The 26,761-nt window shown below is 72.2% G+C and carries 31 protein-coding genes; 11 read left to right on the top strand and 20 right to left on the bottom strand.

Annotated elements, in window-relative coordinates:
* Positions 1–68: 68 nt before the first annotated feature.
* On the top strand, positions 69–548 hold the full coding sequence (locus ACL00U_RS00595) for a MarR family winged helix-turn-helix transcriptional regulator (RefSeq protein ID WP_017887703.1): 480 nt from the start codon (positions 69–71) through the stop codon (positions 546–548).
* On the opposite strand, the gene ACL00U_RS00590 is transcribed toward ACL00U_RS00595, so the two are convergent.
* The 4 genes from ACL00U_RS00590 to ACL00U_RS00575 are packed head-to-tail and all read right to left on the bottom strand — an operon-like array spanning position 545 to position 3,534.
* On the bottom strand, positions 545–1,252 hold the full coding sequence (locus tag ACL00U_RS00590; protein ID WP_214562655.1) for an anti-sigma factor: 708 nt from the start codon (positions 1,250–1,252) through the stop codon (positions 545–547). The two genes, ACL00U_RS00595 and ACL00U_RS00590, sit on opposite strands and share 4 nt — an antisense overlap.
* On the bottom strand, positions 1,249–1,764 hold the full coding sequence (locus tag ACL00U_RS00585; protein WP_017887705.1) for a sigma-70 family RNA polymerase sigma factor: 516 nt from the start codon (positions 1,762–1,764) through the stop codon (positions 1,249–1,251). Before ACL00U_RS00585 ends, ACL00U_RS00590 begins: the two co-directional genes overlap by 4 nt.
* Positions 1,761–2,450: a YceI family protein gene (locus ACL00U_RS00580; RefSeq protein WP_017887706.1), complete on the bottom strand. Its 690-nt coding sequence runs from the start codon at positions 2,448–2,450 to the stop codon at positions 1,761–1,763. Before ACL00U_RS00580 ends, ACL00U_RS00585 begins: the two co-directional genes overlap by 4 nt.
* Positions 2,451–2,493: 43 nt before the next feature.
* A complete protein-coding gene (locus ACL00U_RS00575) occupies positions 2,494–3,534 on the bottom strand; it encodes a TerC family protein (protein ID WP_017887707.1) in 1,041 nt (346 codons plus the stop codon).
* Between the two features lie 188 nt (positions 3,535–3,722).
* Here ACL00U_RS00575 and ACL00U_RS00570 point away from each other — a divergent pair, with 188 nt between their 5' ends.
* Positions 3,723–4,394, top strand: a complete 672-nt coding sequence (locus tag ACL00U_RS00570) for an HAD family hydrolase (protein ID WP_259576446.1) — start codon at positions 3,723–3,725, stop codon at positions 4,392–4,394.
* A gap of 12 nt (positions 4,395–4,406) precedes the next feature.
* Here ACL00U_RS00570 and ACL00U_RS00565 read toward each other — a convergent pair whose 3' ends face one another.
* The 3 genes from ACL00U_RS00565 to ACL00U_RS00555 form a co-directional block, all read right to left on the bottom strand.
* Positions 4,407–4,958: an AAA family ATPase gene (locus ACL00U_RS00565; protein ID WP_412873704.1), complete on the bottom strand. Its 552-nt coding sequence runs from the start codon at positions 4,956–4,958 to the stop codon at positions 4,407–4,409.
* Between the two features lie 61 nt (positions 4,959–5,019).
* The gene (locus tag ACL00U_RS00560) at positions 5,020–6,384 is read right to left on the bottom strand and encodes a hypothetical protein (protein WP_412873703.1); all 1,365 of its coding nucleotides are present in this window, start codon (positions 6,382–6,384) and stop codon (positions 5,020–5,022) included.
* A gap of 50 nt (positions 6,385–6,434) precedes the next feature.
* On the bottom strand, positions 6,435–6,767 hold the full coding sequence (locus tag ACL00U_RS00555) for a hypothetical protein (RefSeq protein ID WP_412873702.1): 333 nt from the start codon (positions 6,765–6,767) through the stop codon (positions 6,435–6,437).
* A 72-nt stretch (positions 6,768–6,839) separates the two neighbouring features.
* Here ACL00U_RS00555 and ACL00U_RS00550 point away from each other — a divergent pair, with 72 nt between their 5' ends.
* Positions 6,840–7,697, top strand: coding sequence for an NAD-dependent epimerase/dehydratase family protein (locus tag ACL00U_RS00550; RefSeq protein WP_412873701.1), 858 nt, complete (start codon positions 6,840–6,842; stop codon positions 7,695–7,697).
* A gap of 86 nt (positions 7,698–7,783) precedes the next feature.
* Here ACL00U_RS00550 and ACL00U_RS00545 read toward each other — a convergent pair whose 3' ends face one another.
* Positions 7,784–8,752, bottom strand: a complete 969-nt coding sequence (locus tag ACL00U_RS00545; RefSeq protein WP_412873700.1) for a DNA-3-methyladenine glycosylase family protein — start codon at positions 8,750–8,752, stop codon at positions 7,784–7,786.
* A gap of 74 nt (positions 8,753–8,826) precedes the next feature.
* Here ACL00U_RS00545 and ACL00U_RS00540 point away from each other — a divergent pair, with 74 nt between their 5' ends.
* From ACL00U_RS00540 to ACL00U_RS00515, 6 genes are all read left to right on the top strand, one after another.
* The gene (locus ACL00U_RS00540; RefSeq protein WP_031260061.1) at positions 8,827–9,855 is read left to right on the top strand and encodes a 6-phosphofructokinase; all 1,029 of its coding nucleotides are present in this window, start codon (positions 8,827–8,829) and stop codon (positions 9,853–9,855) included.
* A gap of 227 nt (positions 9,856–10,082) precedes the next feature.
* Positions 10,083–11,060, top strand: a complete 978-nt coding sequence (locus ACL00U_RS00535) for an MDR family oxidoreductase (protein WP_042537980.1) — start codon at positions 10,083–10,085, stop codon at positions 11,058–11,060.
* Between the two features lie 79 nt (positions 11,061–11,139).
* Positions 11,140–11,808, top strand: coding sequence for a GntR family transcriptional regulator (locus ACL00U_RS00530; protein WP_017887715.1), 669 nt, complete (start codon positions 11,140–11,142; stop codon positions 11,806–11,808).
* Between the two features lie 3 nt (positions 11,809–11,811).
* Positions 11,812–13,134 carry a hypothetical protein gene (locus ACL00U_RS00525; protein ID WP_214585270.1) on the top strand — a complete coding sequence of 441 codons (1,323 nt, stop codon included), beginning with the start codon at positions 11,812–11,814 and terminating at the stop codon, positions 13,132–13,134.
* Positions 13,131–13,928 carry an ABC transporter ATP-binding protein gene (locus tag ACL00U_RS00520; RefSeq protein WP_017887717.1) on the top strand — a complete coding sequence of 266 codons (798 nt, stop codon included), beginning with the start codon at positions 13,131–13,133 and terminating at the stop codon, positions 13,926–13,928. Before ACL00U_RS00525 ends, ACL00U_RS00520 begins: the two co-directional genes overlap by 4 nt.
* A 99-nt stretch (positions 13,929–14,027) precedes the next feature.
* A complete protein-coding gene (locus ACL00U_RS00515; protein ID WP_194589866.1) occupies positions 14,028–14,732 on the top strand; it encodes a hypothetical protein in 705 nt (234 codons plus the stop codon).
* Positions 14,733–14,780: 48 nt separating this feature from the next.
* Here ACL00U_RS00515 and hemL read toward each other — a convergent pair whose 3' ends face one another.
* The 11 genes from hemL to hemE form a co-directional block, all read right to left on the bottom strand.
* Positions 14,781–16,112 (bottom strand): glutamate-1-semialdehyde 2,1-aminomutase, encoded by a 1,332-nt coding sequence (gene hemL, locus ACL00U_RS00510; RefSeq protein ID WP_071249881.1) that lies wholly within the window; start codon positions 16,110–16,112, stop codon positions 14,781–14,783.
* The gene (gene hemB / locus ACL00U_RS00505) at positions 16,109–17,164 is read right to left on the bottom strand and encodes a porphobilinogen synthase (protein WP_081612315.1); all 1,056 of its coding nucleotides are present in this window, start codon (positions 17,162–17,164) and stop codon (positions 16,109–16,111) included. Before hemB ends, hemL begins: the two co-directional genes overlap by 4 nt.
* Entirely contained in the window at positions 17,161–17,742 is a 582-nt protein-coding gene (locus tag ACL00U_RS00500; RefSeq protein ID WP_235517691.1) for a uroporphyrinogen-III synthase, read from the bottom strand. Before ACL00U_RS00500 ends, hemB begins: the two co-directional genes overlap by 4 nt.
* Positions 17,743–18,000: 258 nt before the next feature.
* Complete coding sequence (gene hemC / locus ACL00U_RS00495; protein ID WP_412873699.1) at positions 18,001–19,053, bottom strand: hydroxymethylbilane synthase; 1,053 nt, start codon at positions 19,051–19,053, stop codon at positions 18,001–18,003.
* Positions 19,050–20,282, bottom strand: coding sequence for a ferrochelatase (locus tag ACL00U_RS00490; protein WP_263136940.1), 1,233 nt, complete (start codon positions 20,280–20,282; stop codon positions 19,050–19,052). The genes hemC and ACL00U_RS00490 overlap by 4 nt, the downstream gene beginning before the upstream one ends.
* On the bottom strand, positions 20,279–21,031 hold the full coding sequence (hemQ, locus tag ACL00U_RS00485) for a hydrogen peroxide-dependent heme synthase (protein WP_017887724.1): 753 nt from the start codon (positions 21,029–21,031) through the stop codon (positions 20,279–20,281). The genes ACL00U_RS00490 and hemQ overlap by 4 nt, the downstream gene beginning before the upstream one ends.
* A 68-nt stretch (positions 21,032–21,099) precedes the next feature.
* Positions 21,100–21,330 (bottom strand): DUF3618 domain-containing protein, encoded by a 231-nt coding sequence (locus ACL00U_RS00480; protein ID WP_017887725.1) that lies wholly within the window; start codon positions 21,328–21,330, stop codon positions 21,100–21,102.
* A 41-nt stretch (positions 21,331–21,371) separates the two neighbouring features.
* Positions 21,372–21,830 (bottom strand): phage holin family protein, encoded by a 459-nt coding sequence (locus ACL00U_RS00475; protein ID WP_017887726.1) that lies wholly within the window; start codon positions 21,828–21,830, stop codon positions 21,372–21,374.
* Positions 21,827–22,081, bottom strand: coding sequence for a hypothetical protein (locus ACL00U_RS00470; protein WP_017887727.1), 255 nt, complete (start codon positions 22,079–22,081; stop codon positions 21,827–21,829). Before ACL00U_RS00470 ends, ACL00U_RS00475 begins: the two co-directional genes overlap by 4 nt.
* 100 nt (positions 22,082–22,181) lie before the next feature.
* Positions 22,182–23,498 carry a protoporphyrinogen/coproporphyrinogen oxidase gene (locus ACL00U_RS00465; RefSeq protein ID WP_214562632.1) on the bottom strand — a complete coding sequence of 439 codons (1,317 nt, stop codon included), beginning with the start codon at positions 23,496–23,498 and terminating at the stop codon, positions 22,182–22,184.
* Complete coding sequence (gene hemE, locus ACL00U_RS00460; RefSeq protein WP_259551371.1) at positions 23,495–24,601, bottom strand: uroporphyrinogen decarboxylase; 1,107 nt, start codon at positions 24,599–24,601, stop codon at positions 23,495–23,497. The genes ACL00U_RS00465 and hemE overlap by 4 nt, the downstream gene beginning before the upstream one ends.
* A 38-nt stretch (positions 24,602–24,639) precedes the next feature.
* Between hemE and ACL00U_RS00455 the strand changes: the two genes are divergently transcribed.
* Together ACL00U_RS00455 and ACL00U_RS00450 are read left to right on the top strand one after the other, a co-directional pair.
* On the top strand, positions 24,640–25,962 hold the full coding sequence (locus ACL00U_RS00455; protein ID WP_017887730.1) for a glutamyl-tRNA reductase: 1,323 nt from the start codon (positions 24,640–24,642) through the stop codon (positions 25,960–25,962).
* 35 nt (positions 25,963–25,997) lie between these two features.
* Positions 25,998–26,396: an NUDIX hydrolase gene (locus ACL00U_RS00450; RefSeq protein ID WP_307858772.1), complete on the top strand. Its 399-nt coding sequence runs from the start codon at positions 25,998–26,000 to the stop codon at positions 26,394–26,396.
* Positions 26,397–26,399: 3 nt separating this feature from the next.
* Here ACL00U_RS00450 and ACL00U_RS00445 read toward each other — a convergent pair whose 3' ends face one another.
* Complete coding sequence (locus ACL00U_RS00445) at positions 26,400–26,675, bottom strand: hypothetical protein (protein ID WP_017887732.1); 276 nt, start codon at positions 26,673–26,675, stop codon at positions 26,400–26,402.
* Between the last annotated feature and the right edge of the window lie 86 nt (positions 26,676–26,761).

The following is a 26,761-nucleotide window of genomic DNA, read 5'->3' as shown; positions in this document are numbered from 1 at the left end:
GTCATCCGAGCGGATGAAAGCACCCGTGGCGCGGTCCGATGCCCCGCCCGGTGGATACGCTGGTCGGCATGTCGACGGAGGGCAACGGTGGCCACGACTGGGTCACCTGGGACGCGTACCACGACGCCTGGCGACGGCTCGACCGGGCGCTCGACCGGGCCGTCCAGGCGGGAGCCGGCATCTCGGTCCCCGAGTTCGAGATCCTGATCGGCCTGCACCGCGACCCCGACCACCGTCTGCGCGTCCGGGACATCGCCACGGGGATCGGCTGGGAGAAGTCGCGCGTCAGCCACCAGGTCACGCGGATGGTGGCCCGCGGCCTGGTCGAGCGCGCCGACTGCCCGAGCGACGCGCGCGGCAGCTGGGTGGTCATGACCGCGGACGGTCGGCGAGCGGTGCTCGCCGGCATCCGCGCGCACACCGGTGCGCTGGAGGACCTGTTCTGGAGGCCCGTGGGGACCGACGCCGAGACGCTGCGGTCCGTCAGCGCGCGCGTCCAGGACGCCATCGGCCCCGACGACGCTGCGGACGAGGCCGACGCCGGCTAGAGCGTGACGACGGCGAGCGCGCCGCGCTCACCGCGCAGCCGCACCTGGACGCTCCTGATGTCGTCGCGCGGGATGTCCGTCGAGGCCGACAGTCCGCGCGCATCCGCACCGGCAGCCGTCCACGAGCCGACGGTCTGCGTCGTGCCGTCGTTCCGGACGACGACGAGGTCGTAGAGGATCGACCCGTCGGCGGACCACGCCTTGCCGCCGTACGAGCACCCCCAGTCGAAGCGGGTGCCCCACTGCTCGCCGCTGACGGCCAGCTTGACGTCGAGGCCCTGCACGCCGCTCATGTCGTACCGGTCGGCTGTGGCCGCAGCGGTCGGCGCGGAGCCGGCCTGCACCGTGGTGCGCTCCCCCGCTGCCCCGACCGCGAGCCCGCCCAGGACGGCGGCGACCACCGCGAGCCCCGCGGTGGCGGCGACCCAGACCCGGCGACGGCGGCGACGGTGTCGGACGCGGTGCGCGACGGAGGCGAGGTCGCTCTCGGAACGGGTGTCGGGCCTCCCGTCCGGTTCCGCGATCTCGATCGCCTGGTCGGCCGGCAGCTTGCCGAGCAGACCCGGCAGACCGACCAGCTCGGCGACGGCGGCCGCACAGCGGTCGCAGTTCTCGATGTGTCGTTCGTACTCCAGGCGCTCGCTCGCCGGGAGCGACCCGAGGACGTACGCCGCATCCCACTCTGCGTACTTGTCGTCGCTCATCGGGTCACTCCTCGTTCCTGCAGTGCGAGCCGGAGGGCGCGCAGCCCGTAGTGCAGCCGCGACTTGGCGGTGCCCTCCGGGATGTCGTGTCGTCGTGCGATCTCCGGCACCGTGTGCCCGAGCCAGTACGCGTCGACCACCACGCGGCGGTGGTCCGGGGTCAACGACGCGAGTGCGTCGGCGACCACGATCCGGTCCAGCACGGCGTCCGTGCTGTCCGACTCGATCCGTTCCACCTGGTGTTCGGTGCCGTGCTCGCGCCGGTTGTGTGCGGAGCGCGCCTCGTCCACGACCAGGTTGCGCGCCACCGTGAACAACCACGCCCGTGCGCTGTCAGGTGCCCGTTCGAGCACGGCCGGGCGCTGCCAGGCGCGGACCATCGCCTCCTGCACGACGTCCTCGACCGTCGAGCCGTCCCGCGTGAGGTGCCGGACGTACCGCGTGAGCGCGTCACCGTGCTCGCGGTACAGCGTCGCGAGCAACTCGTCCGCGGAACGGCTCGTCACGGTCACTTCCCGAGGTCGAGGGAGAACTCGACGGAGCCCTTCCCGTCCACGGTGACGAAGCCGAGCGAGGGGGCCTTCACGCCGTAGTCGGCGAAGGTGATCGGCACGGTGCCGGCGACCTGGACGGTGCCGCCCTTGCCGACCGCGACCTGCGCGTCGGCCGTGACCGGCTTCTCGACGCCGTGCAGCTCCATCGTGCCGGTCAGGGTGACGTCCTGCGTGGAGCCGTCGAGCGCCTTCGTGACGTCGACGGGCTTGGTGAGCTCGAACGTCGCCGTCGGGTACTTGTCGGTCTGCAGTGCCGTGGAGCGGAAGTACTCGTCGCGTGCGGCTTCGGGGGTGCTGATCTTGCCGACCTGCACGGTGACGGACGCCTTGGTGAGCGAGCCGCCGTCGACGACGGCGGTGCCCTTGACGTCCTTCGTGCGACCGACCACGTTCACATCATTCCCCTGCAGGACCTCGTGCACCCGGTACCCGGCGTACGAGCTGCTCTTGCTGGTCCAGGTGCCGTCGGCGTCCTTCGCGTCGAGGGTGCCGGACGAGGACGCCGACAGCGAGGGTGCTGCGGCGGCCTGGCCGTTGACGGTGTTCGCGTAGATGACCGGGCCGGCGATGACGGCTGCTGCCGCCACGACGACGACGCCGGCGGAGATCCCGATGATGACCTTGGTGCGTTTGCGGAGTGCCATACCCAGACAACGAGGGAGCGGAGCGGATCGTTCAAACGGGTTTTCAGTCGGAGGTCCGGGCGGGGTCCTGGTCGGCTCGGTCCTGGTCGATCTCGGCTGCGCCGTCGTCGGTCGCGGGGGTCTCGCCGCGCATGCGCACGAGGCTCGCCAGCGTGGACACGGCCATCGCGGCGACGATCACGAGCAGGGACACCCACGTGTTGATCTCCGGTGCCCACTCGATGTGGTGGCCGCCGTTCAGGAACGGCAGCTCGTTGTCGTGCAGCGCGTGCAGGACGAGCTTCACACCGATGAAGGCCAGGATCACGGCGATGCCGTACTTCAGGTAGACCAGGCGCTCGAGCAGGCCGCCGAGCAGGAAGTACAGCTGGCGCAGGCCCATCAGGGCGAAGACGTTCGCGGTGAACACGATGAAGGGACTCTCGGTGATGCCGAAGATCGCCGGGATCGAGTCGAGCGCGAACAGCAGGTCGGTGGTGCCGATCGCGATGAGCACGACGAGCAGCGGCGTGAAGTGCCGGACGCCGTCGTGGTGGGTGCGGAACTTCATGCCGTCGAACGTGTCGGTGAGGCGGACCCGGCGGCGCAGCAGCCGGACGATGAAGCTGTCCTTCTGGTCGTCCTCGTCCTCGCCGCGGAGCTGCTGGATCGCCGTCCAGATCAGCCAGGCACCGAAGATGTAGAAGATCCACGAGAAGTTCTCGATGAGCTGCGCGCCGACCAGGATGAAGATCCCGCGGAGCACGAGCGCGATGATGATGCCAAGCAGCAGCACCTCTTGCTGGATCTTCTTCGGCACCGAGAAGCGCGCCATGATGATGACGAACACGAACAGGTTGTCGATGCTCAGGCTGTACTCGGTCAGCCAGCCCGCCAGGAACTGCCCGGCCGAGTCGCCGCCGGCGAAGACCAGCATCAGCACCGCGAAGACCAGCGCCAGCCCGACGTAGACGCCCACCCAGATGCCGGATTCGCGCAGCGTCGGCACGTGCGGGCGACGCGCGACGATGAGCAGGTCGGCGAGCAGGATCGCGACCAGGGCGATCATCGAGCCGACTTCGAACACGACGGGGAGCTCGGGCATGCGGAGCCTTCCTTGCTGGTGGTGGGGCGGGCCGCTTCGTGAGTGGCCCGGACCAGTCTCCGGCATGATCCGGGCGGTGGCGAACCCCGGGGCTGCGTGCGGCGGACAGTGCTGTTCACCTCGCGGGGGTCCGCAGCTGTTCACCTCGCAGGGTCCGCACGGACCGGGAGCGGCCCTAGCCTGGGCACGTGGGGACTCCGCGAGCGATCGGCTTCGACCTGGACGGCACGCTGTTCGACCACCACGGGTCGGCTCGGGCAGGCGTGACCCGGTTCCTGCAGGGCTTCGGCGTCGAGGCCACGGAGGCGGTCCTCCGCGACTGGTTCACGGCCGAGGACGAGCAGTTCGAGCGTTGGCGGTCCGGGGCGATCAGCTTCCAGGAACAGCGACGCGCACGGCTCCGCACGGTCCTGCCGCCGCTGGGTGTCGTGGTCCCCGAGGACGACGCCGGCCTGGACGCGGTGTTCGACGACTACTCGGGTGCGTACCGGGAGGCATGGCGGCTCTTCCCCGAGAGCCTGCCGCTGCTGCACGAGCTGCGCGAGCACGGACACCGCCTCGGGCTCCTGACGAACGGCACGGAGACCCAGCAACGCGACAAGCTCGCACGGACCGGGCTGGCCGACGCGTTCGACGTCGTCTGCACCTCGGAACGCATCGGGTTCCAGAAGCCGGACGTCCGCGCGTTCGGAACCCTGGCGCGGGAGCTCGGCGTGGACCCGGCGGACTGTCTCTTCGTGGGCGACGACCCCGAGCGCGACGTGGTCGGTGCCAGGGCGGCCGGGATGCGGGCGGTGCTGGTCGACCACGGGCAGCCGGAGCGCCCCGGCATCCGGGAGCTCGTGCTGTCAGCGCTCTGACGTCACCGCCGGTCAGCGCTCTGACGTCACCGCCGGCCAGCGCTCTGACGTCACCGCGTCCGCGACGGCGCGGGCGACCTCGCTGGCCGGGGTGTCGGTCGCGTCGATGACCTCGGCCTCGGCGTGCAGCCAGCCGCGCGCCGCATCTGCGTAGGCGTCGACGTACGCGAACCGGAACGTCGACGGGCCCACGATCGGGTCGTGCTGGATCCGGTCGCGGAGCGTCGGCTCGTCGACGTGCAGCACGAAGTGCCGGACCGGGATGCCGTGGGCGGCGAGTCCCGCGGCGATCTCGCGCCAGTAGGCCTCGACCAGGACCGTCATCGGCATGATGAGCGGTCCGCCCACGTAGTCGTGCACCCGGCGGGCGGTCTCGACCACGAGCGGCCGCCACGGGTCCCAGTGCTGGAAGTTGTCACTGGCCGGCAGCCCCGGCGTGACGTCCATCAGCACCTCGCCGACCTTCTCGGCGTCGAGGACCCGCGAGCCGGGCAGCAGCGGCTGGAGCAGTCGGCTCGTCGTGGTCTTGCCCGCCCCGTGTGTTCCGTTCAACCAGACGATCACACCAGGACCCTAGCCGCCGACCACCCCGTGGGGCGGTCGGCGGCCGGTCAGCGACTGTCGGTCAGCGACCGCTGAGGTCGTACGGGCTCATCGTCGAGTCGACCGTCGTCATGTACCCACCCCCGGCGAGCGCCGTGGGCAGCGTGATGGTGCGGAGCACCGACGGCGTCGCACCGGCGGTGTCGATCTGGGTGATCTTCCCCTCGTCGCCCCGCGTCACGAACACACTGCGGCCGTCGTCGGTCGCGGCGGTGAACCGCACCGACGCCCCGGTGGCGGGCTGTCCGGCGACGGGGCCCTTGCGCAGCGGCGTGAGCGCGACCGAGGTCGTCCGGCCGGAGTAGACACCGTCGGCCTGCTTGCGCACCAGGACGAGCGAGTCTCCGGTGCCCGACGTCAACGCGACGGCGGCGAACCGCGCGGTCACGGCGACCCGGGTGAAGGAACCGGTGCCGAGGTCGACGCTGCTGATCCTTCCCGACGACGTCGACGAGGTGGTCAGGTAGGCGGGGACGGCGTTCCACGGGGTCCCCGCGGCCGTGGTGCCGGCCTGGGTGCCGACCACGGTCGTGCCGTCCGGTGCCATGCGGGGCCGGTAGCTCTGCACGCTCGGCTTCGGGTAGGCGACGGACCGGGAGCCCGTGAAGCCGGTCCGTGTCACCCGGACGATCTGCACGCCGGCGGCCAGGTCGGAGCCGATCACCGTCCCGGTGGCGTTGACGATCGGGCCGTGCGGGTAGGCGCCGAGGGGCGTGGTCGCGACGGGGCGCGGGTGGGTCGCACCCTGCATGATCGCGGACACGGAGTAGGCGTCGAGTCGTCCGCCCGCGGTGACCACCAGGCGCAGGGGGCTGCCGACCAGGAACGTCTCGACCTCTTCGGTGCCGCGCTTGCCCGTCGTGGCGAGCTGCACGGCCGAGGTGTCAATCCGAGCGGTGTGCTCCGTCTTCCGCCGCAGGTCGATCACCGTGACCCGCTGGCGCTCGGAGCCGTCGAAGTCGGACCCGACCGCCAGGTGACGCCGCGCCGTGTCGGTGGACAGCCAGCCGGCGCGCTCCCACCGGCCGTCGCCGTTCGGGATCGCGTAGTGCTGCGCGATGCGGGCCGTACCGCGGGGGCCGATGGCCAGGACGTCGAGCTGCGGCTTCGACTCGTCCATGAACGCGATCTGCCCGTGGCCGAGCTGCACCGAGCCCGCGTGGGTGCCGAACTCGATCCCGCTCAGGGTGGCGGTCCGCCTGCCGGTCACGGCGTCGTTGACGTACACGCGCTTCGCGGTCGGGTCGGCCGTGACGAGCCAGCTGTGGTGGGCGGTCCGGGTCACGGTGGGTGCAGCCGAGGCGGGGACGGCGATCGCGGTGGCGACGAGCGGGACGAGCCCCGCGATGACGAGTGCCGGGAGTAGACGTGGAGGTCGAGCGGACATGGAGCTCCTGAGTGCAGTGCGGATGAGGGTCATCTAGACGATAACCGTTCTCATCTAGGCGAGATGCTCCAGAACTGTACGAAGACGCTCAGCATCCCGACGAAGGGGATGGCACCCACGGCCACCGACAGGGCAGCGAAGCAGATCGCCGGCGTCCTGGCTTCGAGTCCGCGGAGCCGCACCGCAGCGACGAGCGCGCCGACCGCGAACGGGAACGTCCCGAGCACGGCGTACAGCGGCCACGACAACGGCGCCCACGACGCAGCGCTCTCCCCCACGGCTCCGACGGAGACGATCGAGCCGGCGACGACGAGCGCGATCTCGACGAACGGGGGCACGGCGATCGCCACGTCACGCACCACCCGTCGCCGCTGCCGCCCCATGCGCCGACCCTAGTGATCCGTGATGTGCGCGCCTCCCCGCCTTCCACCAACCGGCCGTGCCAGTGTCGAGCCGTGCAGAACTCCACGACAGTCGTCATCGCCGGATGCGGCGACCTCGGGACCGAAGCCGGCCTGCGCTTCGCCGACCAGGGCCACCGCGTGATCGGACTCCGCCGCCGCGCCGAGCTGGTCCCCGCGCCGATCACCGGCCGGAGCGTCGACCTGCGCCACGAGGTCCCCGAGATCCCCGCCGACACGAGCGTCGTCGTCGTGGCCTTCGCCGCCGGCAGCCGCGACGTCGACGAGTACCGCGCGACCTACGTCGACGGTCTGCGCAACGTGCTCGACGGCATCGACGCCTCGGACGCCGACCCCCGGGTGCTCGTCGTGTCCTCGACCGCGGTCTACGACGTCGACGACGGCAGCGAGGTCACCGAGGAGACCCCGGCGCGAGGTGCGACCCCGACCGCCGAGGTCCTGGTCGAGGCCGAGGTCCTGCTGCGCGAACGGGCTCCCGGCGCCGTGCTGGTCCGACTGTCGGGCGTCTACGGCCCCGGCCGCGAGCGACTCATCGACCAGGTCCGGTCCGGGTCCGCGCGACTGGCGCCGGGCACCTCACCGCACACGAACCGCATCCACCGCGACGACGCTGCCGCCGCACTCGTGCACCTGGCGGCGCTGCCCGACCCGGCACCGCTCTACCTGGGTACCGACGACGAGCCGAGCCGGCTGGACGACGTGCTGCGGTTCCTGGCCGACGAGCTCCACGTCGCCGAGCCGTCGACCGGCGACGGCGATGCACGGCAGGCCGGCGGCGACAAGCGCCTGTCGAACGCGCTGCTCCGGTCGACGGGGTGGACGCCGCAGTACCCGACGTTCCGCGAGGGCTACCGCGCCGTCCTGGCGGGCGAGGGCGCCCGCCACCCCTGACACCCTGCGAGACACCGGTGTTCACGCTCCGAACACGCGCGTGCCGGTGTGCGACGCGCGAACACCGGTGTTCTGCGGACGACCGCTCAGTGGCCGCGGTGGTCCTGGATCGTGATCCGCGGCCCGAACGACGGCTTCCGGAACCCCGAGCCGGCGATCAGGCGCACGATGCGCTCCCGGTGCCCGCGCCAGGGCTCGAGCAGCTCGAGCATCCCGTCGTCGTCGACCGGCGAACCGGTCAGCGCCCACCCGACGAGCGCCGGCACGTGGAAGTCCCCCACGCTCGGTGCGTCCGGGTCGCCGTGGGATCGCTGCGCCGTCTCGGCGGCGGTCCACCGGCCGACCCCGGGGATCGACTGCAGCTTCGTGGACACGGCCTCGCCGCCGCGGCCGTGCGCCAGGGTCCGCTCGAGTGCCGGCGCGAGCTGCACGGCGCGCATCACGGTCGCCGAGCGCCCCGGTTCGATGCCGGCCCGGTGCCACTCCCAGCTCGGGATCCGAGCCCACGTCCGGGCGTCGGGCGGCACCATCATGCCCGCGGGTGCCGGGCCGGGCGCCGGGGTGCCGTGCCGACGGAGCAGGTACCGCCACGCGCCCCGCGCCTGACGCGAGGTCACCTTTTGCTCCATGATCGCCGGCACGAGCATCGCGACGACGGTGTTCGTGCGGAGCAGCCGGAGCCCGGGCTGCCGGTGTCGTGCCGCGGCCAGGAACCCGTTGCCGGAGACGTCGAACGACGACCAGTCGTCGCCGCGACCGAGCAGCTCAGGAGCGTGGGAAACGGCCCAGGGCGCTCCGCTCCCCCACGCCGAGACCGCGATGGTGTCGCCGGCCCGCCGGATCGCGACGGAAGCGGGGCCGGAGGGCGTCTGCAGCGCGAGCCACACGACACCGCCGGCCACCTGGAAGGCCGGGTCGCCGGAGCCGCGCTGCAGGGGCCGCAGGGTCGACGCGACGTCCACCGCGCCTCCAGGCCGGTACACCGTGTCGACGCGCGACGCGTCACCGGACGCACCAGCGTCGTCGACGGCGGCGGCGGAAGCGAGCAGGGACACACGGGGATGGTAATGCTGAACCACCGTCAGTCATGATGGGCAGTGATCCCCACCACCCGACGACGGAGTTCACCATGCGCATCGGCATCCTCACCTCCGGAGGCGACTGCCCCGGCCTGAACGCGGTCATCCGCGCGATCGTCCTCAAGGGCATCGCCATCTACGGCCACGACTTCGTCGGCTTCCGCGACGGGTGGCGCGGCGTGGTCGACGGCGACATCGTCCCGCTCGGCCGCAAGGACATCCAGGGCATCGCGAAGCAGGGCGGCACCATCCTCGGCACCAGCCGCACGAACCCGTTCGAGGGCCCCAACGGCGGGGTCGAGAACATCGAGCGGATGCTCGAGAAGCACGGCATCGACGCCATCGTCGCGATCGGCGGCGAGGGCACCCTGGCCGCCGCGAAGCGCCTCACCGACGCCGGGCTGAAGATCGTTGGCGTGCCGAAGACCGTCGACAACGACCTGGGTGCGACCGACTACACGTTCGGCTTCGACACCGCCGTCGCCATCGCGACCGAGGCCATGGACCGCCTGCGCACCACGGGCGAGTCGCACTCGCGCTGCATGGTCGCCGAGGTGATGGGCCGGCACGTGGGCTGGATCGCGCTGCACTCCGGCATGGCAGCGGGCGCGCACGCGATCCTCATCCCCGAGCAGAAGACGAGCATGGAACAGATCGCGAAGTGGGTGCGGGCCGCCTACGACCGCGGTCGTGCCCCGCTCGTGGTGGTGGCCGAGGGCTTCGTCCCCGACCACGAGGACACCGCGCACACCGAGCGTGGCCTCGACGCCTTCGGGCGCCCGCGGCTCGGTGGCATCGGCGAGCGCCTCGCGCCGCTCATCGAGGAGATGACGGGCATCGAGACGCGGGCCACGACCCTGGGGCACATCCAGCGCGGCGGCACGCCGACGGCGTACGACCGGGTGCTGTCGACCCGGCTCGGCCTGGCGGCGATCGACTCCGTGGTCGAGGAGCGCTGGGGCCGGATGGTGGCGCTCCGGGGCACCGAGATCGAGCACGTCTCGTTCGAGGAGGCGCTCGGCGAGCTCAAGACGGTGCCGCAGGCGCGCTTCGACGAGGCCGCCATCATGTTCGGCTGAGCGGGCTGGGCCGGGCTGGGGGCTGGGGGCTGTTTCGGGCGCACCTGGTCGAATCGGGCGTACCCCGTCGGTTGTTCCGCCCCGGTACGCCCGATCCCACCAGCCATCGCGCACGTTCTGGGAAAGAGCGGGCAGACCGCCGGGCGCGACCGGCTCGGCGATGACGCGCCAGCGGCATGCCAGGCGCGCCGACCGAGCCTGCGAGGGAGGGGGGTAGCGTCCGGCGCATGACCCGCGCCGTCCTCGTGTCCAGTGCAACCCCGCCCACCGTCACCGACGTCGACCTGCCGGATCCGGCCGAGGGCGAGGTCCTGGTCGACGTCACGTACTCGAGCGTCAACTACAAGGACGGGCTGGCCCTGGCGCGGAACCCCGGTGTCGCTCGGCTCGACCCGCTCGTTCCGGGGATCGACGTCGTGGGCACGGTGTCCGGGCTCGGTCCCGGCGTGCACGAGGTGGCGATCGGCGACCGGGTGGTGCTGAACGGTGCCGGCCTGGGTGAGAGCAGGCACGGGGGCTGGGCGGCGCAGGCGGTCGTGCCGTCCGGATCGCTCGTCGTGCTGCCCGAGACGATCGACGACTCGTTCGCGGCGGCCATCGGCACGGCGGGGTTCACCGCGATGCTCAGCGTGCTGGCGCTCGAGCGCTTCGTCGCGCCGGACGACGGGCCGGTGCTCGTGACCGGCGCGTCCGGCGGGGTCGGCACCGTGGCGATCGCCCTGCTCGCGGCCCGCGGGTACCGGGTGACGGCGTCGACGGGTCGCTCGGCCAACACGGACTCGCTCCGCCGGCTCGGTGCCACCGAGGTCATCGAACGCGGCACACTGTCCGAGCCGGGCAAGCCGATGCAGCGTGCCACGTGGGCCGGAGCGGTGGACAGCGTCGGCGGGGCCACCCTGGCGAACGTGCTGGCCTCGACCCGGTGGGGTGGCGCGGTGACGGCCTGCGGGCTGGCGCAGGACTCCGCGCTGCCGACGACCGTGCTGCCGTTCATCCTGCGGTCGGTCTCGTTGCTCGGCATCAACTCCGTCGACGCCCCACCGGAGCTCCGCCGTCGAGCGTGGGACCGGCTGGCGACCGACCTCGACGCGGCGCTGCTGGCCGACGTCACCCGCACCGTCACGCTCGAGCAGGCGATCACGGTCGGCGCCGAGGTGGTCGCAGGGCGGGTGCACGGTCGCACCGTGGTCGCCGTTGCGGGCTGAATCCCGGCGTTTTTTAGCAAACGTTTGCATATTGGCACGCTAGGATTTCGAGTGTCGATTTCGTCCTCGAGGAGATGACATGCCGGTCCCCAAGTCCACCGTGGAGAGCTCTCCCCGGAAGCTCCTGCGCGACGTCGTCTACGACAAGATGCTCGCGGCGCTCCGTGACGGCACGCTGCAGCACGGCGAGCGCCTGAACGACGACGAGCTGGTCCAGTGGCTGGGTGTGAGTCGCACCCCGATCCGTGAGGCGATCGCGAAGCTCGTCGACATCGGCCTGGTCGAGATGGAGGCGAACCGGTACACCCGCGTCGCCACGCCCACCTTCGACGACTGGGTCACCGCGACCCGCGCGACCGCAGGGTTCTTCGAGCTCAGCCTGCGCTGGGGCGTCCCCGAGTACAGCGACGAGGACGTCGAAGCCCTCACCGCGTTGCTCGACAAGGCCGACCGCATGCGCAAGGTGCGGGACTACGGCTTCAGCGGCGCCCTCACCGAGATCATCGAGTTCGCCGTCGAGCACTCCGGCAACCCCCTGGTGCAGAACGCGGCCGTGGGTGCCATGGAGCGGGTCCGCTTCACGCTCAACCCGACGCCGCCGTTCGAGCAGTACGGATCCGAGGCGTTCTTCTCGATCCTGCGCGAGGCCCTCACCGAGCGTGACGGTGAAGGGGCCGCCGAGGCCGGTCGAGCCCTCACCCGCAACTTCGAACAGCACATCGAGGCGGTCCGCGCCGACCGCGGCTGACCCGTGGTCGTCGGCGAGTGGGGTGACGCCGACCCCTGGGCGGCGGCGAACGACGACGCCTACGCGTCCCTGCTCGCCCACGTCCGCACCGGCCCGCGTGGACCGGTGCCCGTCGACCTCGACGCACTGGGGTGGGAGTGGGGCACGCCTCGCGGCCGGGTCCGTGCAGCGGCGGCTCGCCTCGAGGACCTCGGCATCCTGTCCCGGCGCCCGGACGGCTCGTGGTGGTACGACGAACTGTCCGACGCCGACCTCTCGGACACGCTCGACTTCTGGGTCGCGCTGGTCGGCCCGGCCCTCCGCGCGACCATCCCGGCGCTCACCCCTCAGCTCCACGCCGAACTCGACCGCCGGGTCGCGCGGGCTCGCACCACTGCGGCACTCCGGTTGCCGGAGTACCCGACGGTGTTCTCCGCCGCCTGCCAGTTCTGGTTCGAGCACTCCCCGAACACCCTGGTGCGCAGCCTGGGCCTGCGTGCGTTCGAGCGGATGCGGTGGGCCCGGGTCCCGACGCAGCTCTGGTCGGTCCACGAGGTGCACACCTGGTTCGCCACCACGTCCCGCGCGGTGGAGTCCGGTGACCCGGCCGTGGCGACGGCGGCGGCCGAGGTCATGGACGGGCTGTTCGAGGTCCACCGGCGGAACGTCGGGATCCCGCGGACGCACCGCCCGGCGGACGACACCACCGAAGACCGCGTCGGTCCGGTCGGCCGTACCCTGCTGCGAGACGTCCGCTCCGGCGCGTTGGCGGTGGGGTCCACACATCGGCTCGAGGACCTCGTGACACGGACCGGTGCCACACCCGAGCAGGTGCACGGAGCACTGCGCTGGCTGCACGACCTGGGGCTCGTCGACGACGACGACGGCCGGTACCGCGTCGGGCAACCGTCGCTCGCAACCTGGCGCGACACGATGGAGCTGCTCACCGGCGTCTTCACCCACGGCGCCGTCCACGTCCTGCCCGGCCTGCGGGGCCCCGCGCTCGAGGAGTTCCGCACGCTCGTCGCACGGGCACGCGCGGACGGCCAGGTGCGCGATCACCGGTACACGGAGAGTTCGTTCGCGGTCACACGCTTCCTGTCCGAACAGTCCGGCAACCGCTGGGTGCGTGAGGCCCTGCGCCTCGCGATGGCCCGGCTCGCCTACGCGTTGCCCGAGGCACCCGCGTTCCGGCAGTGGGACGCAGAAGCGCTCTGGCTCACGCTCGACGCGGCCGCCGGCAGCGGCGACGTCGAGACCGCCCGAGCCGCTGCCCGCCGGTTCGTCGACGTCGCACGAGCCCACGTGGACGACGTCACGGCGCGGTGGGGCACGATGGGGTCATGACCGACGCGCGCGACGACGTCCTGATCCACGCCACCGGGGTCCGCGTCACGCGCTCCGGCCGCGACCTGCTGCACGACATCGACCTGACCGTCCGCCGCGGCGAGCACTGGGCGCTGCTCGGACCGAACGGTGCCGGCAAGTCCACCCTGCTCGCCGTCCTCGGCGCGACCGGACACCCCACCGCGGGCACGGTCGAGGTCCTCGGTCGCCGACTCGGACGCGTCGACGTCCGCGAACTCCGTCAGCACATCGGCCACGTCGACCCCCGACACCGCATGCTGTCGCCGCTCACCGTCCTCGAGACGGTGCTGACCGGCCTGACCGGCACGACGGACCTCATGATGCGGTGGGAACCCTCGGCCGAACAGGTCGCCCTGGCCGAGCAGCACGTCGCCGACGTGGGGCTCACGGCGCGACGGGACGCCCGGTGGCCGGTGCTGTCGCAGGGCGAGCGGGGCCGCGCCCTCATCGCCCGGGCCCTGATGTCCGAGCCCCAGCTGCTCCTGCTCGACGAGCCCGCGACCGGGTTGGACGTCGCCGCCCGGGAGCACCTGCTCGAGACCGTCGACGCCCTGCGGCACCGGCACCCGGGCCTCGGCAGCGTCATGGTGACCCACCACCTGGAGGACCTGCCGGCCTCGACGTCGCACGCGATGCTCCTGCGCGACGGCGCCGCGGTGGCCCAGGGCACCTCGGACCAGGTCATCACGTCGTCGGCGGTGTCGCACGCGTTCGACTTCCCGCTCGCGATCCTGCGGGCCGAGGGGCGCTGGGCCGCACGCCGATCCGCCTGACGCGTGCTTGAATGGGCGTTCCGTGTCCGCGGCCCGTGTCGGGGAGGGACCCGGCACCGCACCACGGTGTCACGCCGCTGACCGTCACCAGGGGGAACCATGACGAACACGCCGCCGCCCTTCCCGGGGTCCGAGCCGCAGCCGAACGACGGCCAGCCGAACACCGGCCAGCCGAACGGCCAGCAGTACCCGCAGCAGCCCGCCGGGCCGCCCCAGCCCGACGGCCAGCCGTCCGCGCAGCAGCCGCCGCAGTACCAGCAGCAACCCCCCGCCGGCCAGCAGTACCAGCAGCAGCCGTACACCGGTCAGCCGCAGGCCCAGCAGCCGTACGCCCAGGCAGCCCCGGCCGGTGCCGCACCGTACGCGCCCCCGCCCAAGTCCTCGTCCCGCGGCAAGCGCGTCCTGATCTCGGTGCTCGGCGTCGTCGTCGCCGTCGTGGTGGCGTTCCTCGTCCGCCAGGGCCTGAACGCGGCCTTCAGCGACTCCACCGAGGAGAAGGTCTCGAAGGCGGTCGAGCAGATCCGCGAGCAGAGCGACCTGCCGAAGCAGGTCGACTCCGTCACGACGTGGACCGGGATCGAGGCCGAGGGCGCCGCGATCCACTACGACTACACGGTGTCGGCGAACGTCGACCCGGCCTCGATCACCGAAGGTGCCATCCGCGACGCCGTCGGGCCGAACCTCTGCTCGAACAGCGAGACGAAGAAGCTCCTCGACGAGGACGTCGACATGCGGTACACCTACAAGTTCGAGGGCTCGTCGAAGACCGTCGACACGACCTTCACCAAGGCCGACTGCTCCTGAGTCCCGCGGCCCGTCACGCGGTCGCGGCGGCAGCAGCCCCCGCGCCCGTCACGCGGTCGCGGCGGCAGCAGCCCTCGCGGCCGCGGGCAGGGCGTCCAGGATCCGTCCGACGGCGCGGTCGTCGTGGGCGGCGGTTACGAACCACGCCTCGAACACGCTCGGCGGCAGGGTCACCCCGGCGTCGAGCATCGCGTGGAAGAACGGCGCGTAGCGGAACACGTCCTGTGCCCGCACGTCGTCGTAGTTGCGGGGTGCCTGCTCGGTGAACGCGAACGAGAACAGGTTGCCGGCGTGCTGCACGGTGTGGGCGACGCCCGCGGCCGACAGTGCCTGGCTCGTGGCGGTCGCGATGGTCGACGCCGTGCGGTCGAGGTGCTCGTACACCTCGGCCGTCGCGGCGCGGAGCGTGGCGGTACCGGCAGCGACCGCGAGCGGGTTGCCGGAGAGCGTGCCCGCCTGGTACACCGGCCCGAGCGGGGCGAGGAAGTCCATGACCTCGCGCCGACCACCGAGGGCGGCGAGGGGCATGCCACCACCGATGACCTTGCCGAACGTGATGAGGTCGGGCTTCCACCCGGCGCCGTCCGGCACGACCTTGGACGCCTCGAGGCCCCACCAGCCTGCAGCTCCGACCCGGAACCCGGTCAGGACCTCGTCGACGATGAGCAGCGCCCCGTGCGCCTGCGTGATCTGCGCCAGTGCCCGGTTGAAGCCGCGCTCGGGAGCCAGGACGCCCATGTTCGCGGCGGCCGACTCGACGATCACGGCGGCGATCCGCTCGGAGTGCTCGTCGAAGGCCCGGCGGACGGCGTCGAGGTCGTTGTACGGCAGCACGAGGGTCTGCGCGGCGGTCTCGGCGGTGATGCCCGCGCTGCCCGGCATGGCCAGGGTCGCGACACCCGAACCGGCCTCGGCCAGCAGGGAGTCCGAGTGGCCGTGGTAGTGCCCGGCGAACTTCACGAGCAGGTCGCGGCCGGTGTACCCGCGGGCCAGTCGGATCGCGGTCATCGTGGCCTCGGTGCCGGTCGACACCATGCGGAGCTTCTCGATGGGGCCGTCGCCGTCCACCGACACCCGCTGCTTCACGAGTTCGGCCAGCTCGGTCTCGCCCGGGGTCGACGCCCCGAACGACAGTCCGCGCGCGGCGGCCTGCTGCACGGCCTCGACCGTGCCGGGGTGGGCGTGCCCGAGGATCGCTGGCCCCCACGACGCGACGAGGTCGACGTACTCGCGACCCTCGGCGTCGGTGACGTAGGCGCCCTTCGCGGACACCAGGAAGCGCGGGGTGCCGCCGACCGACCCGTAGGCGCGGACCGGGGAGTTCACGCCACCGGGGATCGCGTTCTTGGCGCGGCCGAAGAGCTGGTCGTTCGTGGTCATTCGGGGGCCTTCCCGGTCGAGGCGATGCCGGCGACGTCGGCGGTGCTGCCCGAGGTGCGGAGGCCCGCTTCCTCGTTGAGCTTCCGCGCGATGTCGACGGCGAAGTAGGTCAGGATCGCGTCGGCACCGGCGCGCTTGATGCCGACGAGCGACTCCATCGCGGCTGCGTCGCGGTCGATCCAGCCGTTCTGCGCTGCTGCGGTGATCATCGCGTACTCGCCCGAGATCTGGTACGCCCAGACCGGGACCGGCGAGGTCGCCGCGGTCTCGGCGAGCACGTCGAGGTAGCTCATCGCGGGCTTCACCATCACGATGTCGGCACCCTCGTCGACGTCGAGTGCGACCTCGCGCAGGCCCTGACGACCGTTCGCGGCGTCGATCTGGTAGGTCCGACGGTCACCGACGAGCGACGACGACACCGCCTCACGGAAGGGACCGTAGAACGCCGAGGCGTACTTCGCGGCGTAGGCGAGCAGCGCGGTGCCGCTGTGCCCGGCACCGTCGAGGGCGTCACGTGCGGCGGCGATCTGGCCGTCCATCATGCCGCTCATGCAGACGAGCTCGGCACCGGCCTCGGCCTGCGCGACCGCCATGTCGCGGTAGCGCAGCAACGTGGCGTCGTTGTCGACGGAGCCGTCGGCGGCCAGCACGCCGCAGTGCCCGTGGTCGGTGAACTCGTCGAGGCACAGGTCGGACTGCACCACGAGGGCGTCCCCCACCTCTTGCCGAGCCACGCGGATCGCCACGTTGAGGATGCCGTCCGGATCGGTCGCACCGGAGCCGTCGGCGTCCTTCGTGGTCGGCACGGCGAACAGGTTCACGCCACCCACACCGACCGACGCGGCGTCGACCAGCGCACGGCGGAACGAATCGAGGGAGTGCTGCTGCACACCCGGCATGCTCGAGATGTCCACGGCGTCGGTCGCGCCTTCGCGGATGAACATCGGCAGCACGAGCTCGGCGGGGTGGAGCCGGGTCTCGGCCACGAGTCGTCGCATCGCAGGGGTGGCGCGGAGCCGACGGGGGCGGACCTGGGGGAAGCGTCCAGTCACGGGTGACCTTCCTGGTGGGGGGTGGTGGGGTTCAGTGCCGCGACGACGGCGTCGAGCAGGGCTTCTGCGGACCGGTCGTGTGCGACGGCGTGCACGGGCAGGCCGGCGGCACGTGCGTCGGTTGCGGTCCCGGGGCCGATGCAGGCCACGGTGGTGCGGGGGTCGAGCGGGGTCATCCGGCGGGCGATCTCGCGGGCGACGCTGCCGCTCGTCACGAGCACCGCAGCGGGCGCCGTGTCGAAGGTGATCGGCTCGTCGCCGGTCCCCACGGTACGGTACGCGACCACGTCGTCCACGTCGATGCCGCGGGCACGCAGGCCGTCGACGAGCGTGGGTGCCGCGATCTCGGAGCGGGGGAACAGCACGGTGCCGTCGGTGTCCGGCAGCTCCTGCACCAGTCCGGCGGCGGACGTCTCGGTCGGCACCAGGTCGACGACCCAGCCCGCAGCGCGCGCGGCACGGGCGGTCGGCTCGCCGACCGCGGCGACGCGCACCCCGGCCGGGAGGCCCGCGACGCGTCCCGCCAGGACCGTCACGGCCGTCGCACTGGTCACCACGACCCATGCGTAACCAGCCACGTTGGTTCCGTCACCGACAGAACCGGGTGATCCGTTCCTCCCGATCGCACCAGCCGCGATCAGTCGCCGGACCGCAGCGTCGAGCGCGGAGGGGTCCGAAGGCGGAGCGTCCGTGATGAGGGGGACGACGACGGGGGCGAGCCCACGGGCCCGGGCGGCCGCGGCGACCCGGTCCCCCCACGCACCGCCACGCGGGACGAGGACGACCGGAGGTCGCGCCTCGTCCGTCGCGGTGGTGGAGGGTTCCGTGGTGACCGCCTACTCGGCCGGCGTCGCCAGGCCGGGGCCCGCGGTGTACGGCCCGTCCGTGGTGTCCTCGGCGACGGTGGTCGCCAGGTCGGCGAGCTCCGCAGCACCGTTCTCGAGCAGCTCGGTCGCCACGCGGCCACCGACCGCGAGCGCCTCGTCGAGACGGTCCTGCGCCGAACCGTCGAGCACGGCCGCGTGCGATGCGGTGCGGTACTCGGTGCCGTCGGGGCGGTAGACGGTCGCGGACACGAGCAGGAGCTCGGTGTCCACGACGGCCGTCGCACCGATCGGAGCGGAGCAGCCGGCCTCGAGCTTGGCGAGCACCTCGCGCTCGGCCGTCACCGTCAGGCGGGTGGGGGCGTGCTCGATCTTGCGGAGTGCCGCGAGCAGCCCCCGGTCGGTCTCGTCCGTGCGGATCTCGACCGCGAGCGCACCCTGCCCGGGAGCACTCGGCCAGAAGCCGAGGTCAAGCAGTTCGGTGGCCGCCGACAGGCGGTCGATGCGCCCCAGGCCGGCGGCGGCGAGCACCACGGCGTCCAGGTCGTCGTCCACCCGACCGAGGCGGGTGTCGATGTTGCCGCGGATGTCGACGACGTCCAGGTCGGGCCGTGCGGCACGGAGCTGCGCGGCACGGCGCGGCGAACCGGTACCGACCTTCGCGCGGTCCGGCAGCGTGTCGACGGTCGCACCGTTCCGGGCGACGAGGACGTCGCGGGCGTCCGCCCGCTTCGGGACGGCACCGATCGTCAGACCCGGGTACGGGGCGGTCGGCAGGTCCTTCAGCGAGTGCACGAGCACGTCGACCTCGCCGGCGACCAGGGCTTCACGCAGGGCACTGGCGAAGACACCGGTGCCGCCGAGCGAGGCCAGGGACGCACGGTTCGTGTCGCCCTCGCTCGTGACGGTGACGAGTTCGACGGGTCGACCGGCCGCCTTCGCCAGGCGGTCGGCGACGTCCTGCGACTGCGCGACCGCGAGCCGGCTGGCACGGGTGCCGAGCCGGATCGGGGCCGGGCCGTCGGGGGACGTCGTGTTGGGGTCGTTCACGGGTGCGTCGGTCACGGGGCGACGCCGGCGGCGGCGGGCTTGAACCCCGCTCGCACGTTCTCGCAGCAGCCCGGACGGCACACGTCGTACCAGGGGCCGATGTCGGTCATGTGCGGACGCTCGGCCTTCGGCGTGCCGTTGACCCGCTCGAGCACCAGGTCGACGAGACCGGACACGTAGGCCGGGTCGATGCCGGGGGTCTGCGTGCGGAGCGACCAGAAGCCGAGCTCACCGGCGGTCTCGGTGGCTTCCTCGTCGAGGTCCCACATGACCTCCATGTGGTCGCTGACGAAGCCGAGCGGGACGATCAGCACGGCACGCGTCGGGCCGCCCTTGAGGTCCTCGTTCATGTAGTCGTTGATGTCCGGCTCGAGCCACGGCTGCGTCGGAGGGCCGGAACGCGACTGGTAGACGAGCTTCCAGGCGGGCTTCGACGTGCCCTGCAGGTGGGCGTGCTCGGGCTGCTCGAGGAGCTCGGCCCAGGCCTGGTCGAGCACGACCTCGCCCACGGCGAGGTGCTGTGCCTCGTACGCGCCGTGCTCGTCGAACCCGCGGTAGTCGGGGCCGGAGCGGGCGGCGTCGGTCGAGGGGATGGAGTGCGTCGAGAAGAGCACCTGCAGCTCGGTCGCGACGTCCAGGCCCTCGTTCTCGGCGATCGCGCGGGCCATGCCGTCGCGGACGCCGTCGATGAACGGGCGGACGAAGCCCGGGTGGTCGAAGAACTGGCGGACCTTGTCGATCTGGATCGTGTCGATCAGACCGGTCTCGTTGAGCACGCGGGCGTAGTCCTCGCGGTACTGCCGGCAGCTCGAGAACGACGAGTACGCGCTCGTGGCGATGGCGACGAGCTTGGTGTAGCCCTTGTCCGCCGCCTCGGTGAAGGCCTCTTCGAGGTAGGGCGCCCAGTTGCGGTTGCCCCAGAGGACCGGCATGTCGATGCCGCGCGACGCCAGCTCGGCCTCGAGCGCGGCCTTGAGCGCACGGTTCTGCGCGTTGATCGGGCTCACGCCGCCGAAGTGGCGGTAGTGGTGCGCGACTTCTTCGAGACGCTCGTCCGGGATCCCGCGGCCGCGGGTGACGTTGCGCAGGAAGGGGATGACGTCGTCCTGGCCCTCGGGACCACCGAAGCCCGCGAGCAGGATCGCGTCGTACGCGGTCGGGGTCTCGACGTGCTCGGGTCCGGACGCTGCCGCTGGGGTCGCGGCGAGGACCTGGCCGTTCGTGATCATGCTGGTGTCGGTCATGACAGCACCTCCGGGAGTTCGGCGGTCGTCACGCGACGACCCGTGAAGAAGGGGACCTCTTCGCGCACGTGCATGCGCGCCTCGGTGTAACGGAGATCGCGCATCAGGTCGACGAGGTCGACCAGGTCCGGGCTCTCGAGCGGCAGGATCCACTCGTAGTCGCTCAGGGCGAAGGTCGCGATGGTGTTCGTGAGCACGCGGCGGTACTTCGCGCCGGCGATGCCGTGGTCGCGGAGCATCTTCGAGCGCTCGTCCTCGGGCAGCAGGTACCACTCGTAGGAGCGGACGAACGGGTACACCGTGATCCACGCCTCGGGGTCCTTGCCGCGCAGGAACGCGGGGGTGTGCCGCTTGTTGAACTCGGCTTCGCGGTGCATGGCCATCACGTGCCACACCGGCTCGGCGTCCTGGAACAGTCCGGTACGGCGGATCTCGCGCAGCACGGCCTGGATCGCCTGTGCGTCGTCGCCGTGCAGCCAGACCATGACGTCGGCGTCGGCGCGGAAGGCCGAGACGTCGTAGAAGCCACGGATCGTGACCCCGCGCTCGGCGGCGCTGGCGATCACGGTGTCGAGTTCGGCCACGGCGTCGTCGCCGACGCGGTGGATCGGACCGAGGGGCCGGCGGAACACTGCCCAGAGGGCGTACGCCGTCAGCAGGTTCGGGTCGATCCCGGAGTCCGGGTGACCGGTCTCGGCGGGTTCGGCGTGGGGGTGGTCGTTCGCGGGCACGGGCGCGTCGGAGCTCATGGATCCATTGTCCTATCGGTTGCCAGGGTGGTGGCCGCCCCGCCTCCGGTGGACCGCGCTCGGGCGGTCTACCGCCGTCGGAGCACCATCACGACGATACCCCCGACCACTGCCACGCCGGCTGCGAGACCGGCCAGGTAGGGGACGGGCTGCTCGTCGAGGCCGCGCTTGAACCTCGACGCGGCGATCCCGATCTGCTTCGGGACGTTGAGCTTGTCCTCGATCGCGTCGAGGGTGTCGAACAACTGGGCGCGGGTCGCGGCGACGCGGGCAGCGAGATCGTCGTGCGGGTCGGTCACGGTTCCTCCGTCGGTGGTGCGGCTGTCGGGGCTGTCGGCGCTCAGGAGCGGCTGTCGACGTCCGGCTTGCGGCTGCCGTACTGCGTCGGCGGGGTCGGCTTCTTGCCGAGGCCCTTGACCGCGTTGATGTCGTTCTTGACGCTGTCGATCGTGCGCTTGGGCGTGAGGGGCAGGCCCTTCTTCAGGCGCTTCCAGCCGACCAGGCCGAGGATCGCGGCGATGACGAGCATCACCACGGCCACCACCAGTGCGGCCAGCCACGCCGGCATCACGGTCGCCAGGCCCATCACGGCTGCGGTCAGCAGGACGCCGATCGCGTAGAGCACCACGACGAGCGCACCGACCAGCAGCCCGGCTGCCAGACCGAAGATCTTCGCCTTCGCGAGCATCTCGGCCTTGAGCAGGTCGATCTCGCCCTTGACCAGGCCCTTGACGAGCTTCGGGACGTCACCGACCAGGCCGAACAGCGAACGCGACTTGCGATCGCGGGTGTCCGTCATGAGGTGGTGGTGTCCTTCTTCTGGCCGACCTTGCGGACGGCCTTCTTGGTGGTCTCACCGATGAACTCGGCGACGTCCGGGGTCTTGTCGGCGATGAAGTCTTCAGCGACGTGCACGCCCTTCTGGACGCCGTTGCTGTTCCAGACCTTGCCGCTGACGGTCTTGATCTGCTCGTACCGCGCCCGTCCGGCTCGCGATCCCAGGACGTACCCGAGTGCGGCGCCGGCGACGAACAGGAGCTTTCCGCGCATGTGCGATTCCTCCGTGCATTGGTTGTGCGGTGGTCATGCACCGAACGGAATACGTCCGGCGGTCTCACCAACAGTAGCCCTCACGGGCTGCGCGGTCCGCTCAGGAACGAAGGAGCTCGTCGGCTGCCTTCCGGGCCGCGCCGATGATGCCCGCCAGGCCGCGTCCGGTCGAGGCCTCGCCGATGCCGACGACGCCCTCGGCCAGCCCGGCTGCGGTCAGGTCCGGCCCGTACCAGCCGACGCGTGCGGCCCCGCTGACGCGGTCCGCCGTGATCGGCACGCCGAGCAGCGTGGAGGCGTCCTGCAGGGCACGGCTGCCGACGGGGTCGGCCGGGTCGACCGGGAGGCTCGTGGCCACGCCCGCGGTGTCCGTCGCGCCGGTCGCGTAGCTGAGTCGCAGGACGTGGCGTCCGTCCGCCACGTCGGCCAGCCACGGCCACTTCACGGTGGCGTGCGTCAGGGCCTTCGCCGAGACGGCCTGCGCGTCCGGGTGCACGAGCATGCCGGTGCCACGCGGGGCGGCGTCGAGCTCCGGCTGGTCGACGACGAGCGTGACGAGCTGGATGCCCGTCCGGTCGGGTGCAGCCGTGCGCTCCGGGTCGGCGACGGAGGAAAAGGTGTGCTGGGCCGGCAGCCGTTCGGTGGTGCCGTCGGCGCGGACGGTCTCCACCGCGTGCGCCTCGATCCGGGTCGCCCGGGTGTGCAGTCGGACGTCGACGCCGTAGGTGGCCATGTCGGCGACGAGTTCGTCCACGAGCCGCACCGTGCCACCGCGGATCCCCTGCACCGGGGTGCCGGCGGCCGCCCGTGCCCGCAGCGACAGGACCGCCCGGGCCAGGGAGCCCTCGCGCAGCAGTGCGGCGCGCAGGCCCGGAGCCACCCGGTCGGGGTCGAGCTGGTCGGGGTGGGTGGAGTGCACGCCACCGGCGATCGGCACCACCAGGTCGTCGAGCACCCGCTCCCCCATACGCCGGCGGACGAGTTCGCCGAGCGAGGAGGCCTTGGCGCCCACCGGGGCCGGCAGCAGCGAGTCCATCTGGGCTCGCAGACCGCCCTGCTGTCCGACCACGGCCAGCACGTCGGCCGCCATCGGGGTGCTCGGGATGCCGAGGAGCCCGGTCGCGGGGATCGGCGAGGTCCGGCCGTCGCGGGTCATCAGCCACGCGCCGCGGGGGTCGGGGGCGACGACGTCGTTGCCCAGTCCCAGCTCGGTCGCCAGGCGGCCGACGGCGTCCGTGCGGGTGGCGAACGAGTCCGCCGCCATGTCCAGGTCGATCCCGCCGACGGTGTGCCGACGGATCATGCCCCCGAGCTCGCCCGAGGACTCGACGAGCACCACGTGGGCGCCGCCCTTGGCCAGGTCACGCGCGGTGACGAGCCCGGCGATCCCGCCGCCGACCACGACGACGTCGGTCATGCGCCGGCTCCGTCCCCGAGGGAGTGGACGAGCTCGACCACGCGGGTCAGGACGTCCGGGTCGGTCTCCGGCGGGACCCCGTGGCCCAGGTTCACGACGTGCGCCCGTGCGGCACCGCCCCGACGGACGACGTCGCGGACGTGCGCTTCGAGGACGTCCCACGGCGCCGAGAGCATCGCCGGGTCGATGTTGCCCTGCACGCTGACGCCGGTGCCGACGCGCCGGACCGCCTGGTCGAGGGGCAGGCGCCAGTCGACCCCGATCGCGTCGACGCCGACGGTGTCCGTGCCGAAGGTCGTCATGTCGGCCAGGACCTCGCCGCTGCCGACCCCGAAGTGGATGCGCGGGACCCCGAGCTCGGCGACGTACGACATGGCCCGGGCGGAGTGCGGCGCGACGGACCGGATGTAGTCGGCGCGGGAGAGCGACCCGACCCACGAGTCGAACAGCTGCGCGGCCGAGGCCCCGGCGAGCACCTGGGCCCGCAGGAACATCCCGGACACCTCGGCGGCCCAGGCGAGCAGCCGCGACCAGGTCTCGGGGTCGGCGTGCATCAGCGTGCGGGCGCGGATGTGGTCCTTCGACGGACCGCCCTCGACCAGGTAGGCGGCCAGGGTGAACGGTGCCCCCGCGAAGCCGATCAGCGGGGTGTCGCCGAGCTGCTCGACCGTTCGGCGGACGGCCTGCTCGATGGGGGCGAGGGCCGCGGGGTCGAGCTGCTCGAGCGCGTCGACGTCCGCGGGGGTGCGGATCGGCGACGAGAGCACCGGACCACGACCGGGGACGATCTCGACGTCCACGCCGGCGAGCTTGATCGGCACGACGATGTCGCTGAAGAAGATGCCCGCGTCGACACCGTGCCGGCGCACCGGCTGCAGGGTGATCTCCGACGCCATCTCCGGGTCGAGGCACGCATCGAGCATGGCTGTGCCGATCCGAAGCTCGCGGTACTCCGGCAGGGACCGTCCGGCCTGCCGCATGAACCACACCGGGAGCGTCTCCGGACGGTCACCCCGCAGGGCCCGTACCAGGCGGGAACCACTCGTCCGCCCTGATGCCAGGGGGTGGGAGTCGGGGAGGGATGTGCTCGTCGCTTCGGTCACCGGATGATTCTCCCATCGAGCGCGTTACCATTGACTACGTGCTCATCTGTCTCACGGCGTCGCATCGCAACGCCAGCTTCGATCTCCTGGAGCGACTGAGCATCGGTGCACCCGCGGCAGCCAGCCGACTCGTCACGGATGCCGGCGTCCTCGACGGTGCAGTGGTCCTCGCGACCTGCAACCGCTTCGAGGCGTACCTGGACATCGCGGGCGACGAGAGCGACTCCGCCGTCTCCGCCACCGTGCAGGCCGTGGCCGCCGCGAGCGACCTCGACGCGACCGAGGTCCTGGACTCCGTCAACGTGCTCGGCGGCAAGGACGTCGTGCAGCACCTGTTCGCCGTGTCGAGCGGTCTCGAGTCCGTCGTCGTCGGCGAGACCGAGATCTCCGGCCAGGTCCGTCGCTCGCTCGAGGACGCCCGGTCGAACGGCACCACCACCTCGGACCTCGAGCGCCTGTTCCAAGAGGCCGCGCACACCTCGCGCGGCGTCAAGACCCGCACCCGCATCGGCGCCGCCGGCCGGTCGCTCGTGCGCCTCGGCCTCGAACTCGCCTCGTCGCGCGTCACCGACTGGGCCCGCACCCGCGTGCTGCTCGTCGGCACCGGCAGCTACGCGGCGACCACCATCGCCGCCCTGCGCGACCGCGGTGCCACGAACATTCAGGTCTTCTCGCCCTCGGGTCGCGCGTCCTGGTTCGCCGCCAAGCACGACCTCGTCGCCACCCGTGACCTGCGCCAGGCCATCGGGGCGAGCGACGTCCTGATCACCTGCACCTCGAGCGAGGTCCCGGTCGTCGCACCGGCCGACCTCGACGACGGGGTCCGCCGCATCGTCATCGACCTCGGGCTCCCCCGCAACGTCGACCCCGCGGCCGCCGGCGTCGACGGCGTCGAGCTGCTCGACCTCGAGACGATCAGCATCCACGCCCCGATCTCCGAGCTGAACGCCGAGTCCGAGGCGCGCGCGATGGTCGACGACGCCGTGTCCCGGTTCCGCGCGCAGGCGATGGAGCAGTCGACGACCCCGGCGCTCGTGGCGTTCCGCAAGCACGTGTTCGACATCCTCGACGACGAGATCGAGCGGGCCAAGCGCCGCGCGGACGCCGACGGCGAGTCCGTCGAGCACACCGAGCGGGCGCTCCGGCACCTGGTCGGCGTCCTGCTGCACCGTCCGTCGGTCCGCGCCCGTGAGCTCGGTCGCGCCGGTCGCGGCGAGGAGTTCGTCGGGGCGATCGACTCCCTGTACGGCGTCCGCCCCGACGCCGAACCGGAGCTGCCGTCGCCCGTCGTCCCGCTGGCCGACCGCACGGCCCTGGACCCGACCACCCCGGGTCGCGACGACCAGGCGGACGCGAGCTGAGCCTCCAGACAGGCGCCCAACCACCCACACTGCGCGTGAGTGCGCTGCTGCTGGTGCGTGACCGACGTGTCCTGATGGTGCGCGCCCGGGCGCGCGACGTGCTCTACCTGCCCGGCGGCAAGGCGGAGCCGCACGAGACCGACGTCGAGGCCGCCGTGCGCGAGGCGGACGAGGAGACCGGCCTGCGGCTGACCGCCGCCGACGTCGAACCGTTCGGCGTCGTGTTCGAGCCCGCCCACGGGCAGGCTCCGGGGACGATGGTCGCGATGACGCTGTTCCTGGTCCGGCCGGGAGGCCCACTGGACTCCGCCACGCCCGTCGCCTCGGCCGAGGTGGACGAGGTCGAGTGGGTCACCTCCGCCGACGCGGGTCGCTGCCCGCCTGCGGGCGTGGAGACGCTCCGCCGCCTGGTGGCGGCGGAGCTGATCGACTGACCGTCAGGCCTTGTCGGTGTCGGTGTACTCCCCGACCTCGCCGTTCTGCGCCGGCTCGGCCTCGCCGGGGATGTCCGAGTCGACGTACTCGCCATCGGGCCCGGCGCCGTTCGGACGCGCCTCGCCGGGGATGTCGCTCGAGACGAACTCGCCGACGGGCTCCGTCGACTCGACGTGCTCCTCGCCCGGGATCTCGCTGTCGGTGAAGGCTCCGGCGCGGGGCTCGACCCCGTCCGCGCGACCCTCGTCGCCTCGTGCCTGTTCGTGCTTGCCCGTCATGTCCGACCTCCGCTGCTCGGGTTGCTTGCCTCGGAGTGTGCTCGGGGTCCCTGGACGCCGACCGAACCGGATGCGGCGTTCGGTGG

The organism is Curtobacterium poinsettiae (assembly GCF_047226435.1).
Classification (GTDB): Bacteria; Actinomycetota; Actinomycetes; order Actinomycetales; family Microbacteriaceae; genus Curtobacterium; species Curtobacterium poinsettiae.
This window is presented reverse-complemented; position numbering and strand designations above follow the sequence as displayed.

Coding starts and splice junctions, on each gene's coding strand:
- ACL00U_RS00575 (WP_017887707.1), bottom strand. CDS start 3,534: ATGCCCGAGCTCCCCGTCGTGTTCGAAGTCGGCTCGATGATCGCCCTG.
- ACL00U_RS00515 (WP_194589866.1), top strand. CDS start 14,028: ATGACGAACACGCCGCCGCCCTTCCCGGGGTCCGAGCCGCAGCCGAAC.
- ACL00U_RS00540 (WP_031260061.1), top strand. CDS start 8,827: ATGCGCATCGGCATCCTCACCTCCGGAGGCGACTGCCCCGGCCTGAAC.
- ACL00U_RS00555 (WP_412873702.1), bottom strand. CDS start 6,767: ATGGGGCGGCAGCGGCGACGGGTGGTGCGTGACGTGGCGATCGCCGTG.
- hemQ (WP_017887724.1), bottom strand. CDS start 21,031: ATGAGCTCCGACGCGCCCGTGCCCGCGAACGACCACCCCCACGCCGAA.
- ACL00U_RS00465 (WP_214562632.1), bottom strand. CDS start 23,498: ATGACCGACGTCGTCGTGGTCGGCGGCGGGATCGCCGGGCTCGTCACC.
- ACL00U_RS00580 (WP_017887706.1), bottom strand. CDS start 2,450: ATGGCACTCCGCAAACGCACCAAGGTCATCATCGGGATCTCCGCCGGC.
- ACL00U_RS00595 (WP_017887703.1), top strand. CDS start 69: ATGTCGACGGAGGGCAACGGTGGCCACGACTGGGTCACCTGGGACGCG.
- ACL00U_RS00475 (WP_017887726.1), bottom strand. CDS start 21,830: ATGACGGACACCCGCGATCGCAAGTCGCGTTCGCTGTTCGGCCTGGTC.
- ACL00U_RS00590 (WP_214562655.1), bottom strand. CDS start 1,252: ATGAGCGACGACAAGTACGCAGAGTGGGATGCGGCGTACGTCCTCGGG.
- ACL00U_RS00520 (WP_017887717.1), top strand. CDS start 13,131: ATGACCGACGCGCGCGACGACGTCCTGATCCACGCCACCGGGGTCCGC.
- hemL (WP_071249881.1), bottom strand. CDS start 16,112: ATGACCACGAACGACCAGCTCTTCGGCCGCGCCAAGAACGCGATCCCC.
- ACL00U_RS00490 (WP_263136940.1), bottom strand. CDS start 20,282: ATGACCGACACCAGCATGATCACGAACGGCCAGGTCCTCGCCGCGACC.
- ACL00U_RS00445 (WP_017887732.1), bottom strand. CDS start 26,675: ATGACGGGCAAGCACGAACAGGCACGAGGCGACGAGGGTCGCGCGGAC.
- ACL00U_RS00470 (WP_017887727.1), bottom strand. CDS start 22,081: ATGCGCGGAAAGCTCCTGTTCGTCGCCGGCGCCGCACTCGGGTACGTC.
- ACL00U_RS00530 (WP_017887715.1), top strand. CDS start 11,140: ATGCCGGTCCCCAAGTCCACCGTGGAGAGCTCTCCCCGGAAGCTCCTG.
- ACL00U_RS00535 (WP_042537980.1), top strand. CDS start 10,083: ATGACCCGCGCCGTCCTCGTGTCCAGTGCAACCCCGCCCACCGTCACC.
- ACL00U_RS00560 (WP_412873703.1), bottom strand. CDS start 6,384: ATGTCCGCTCGACCTCCACGTCTACTCCCGGCACTCGTCATCGCGGGG.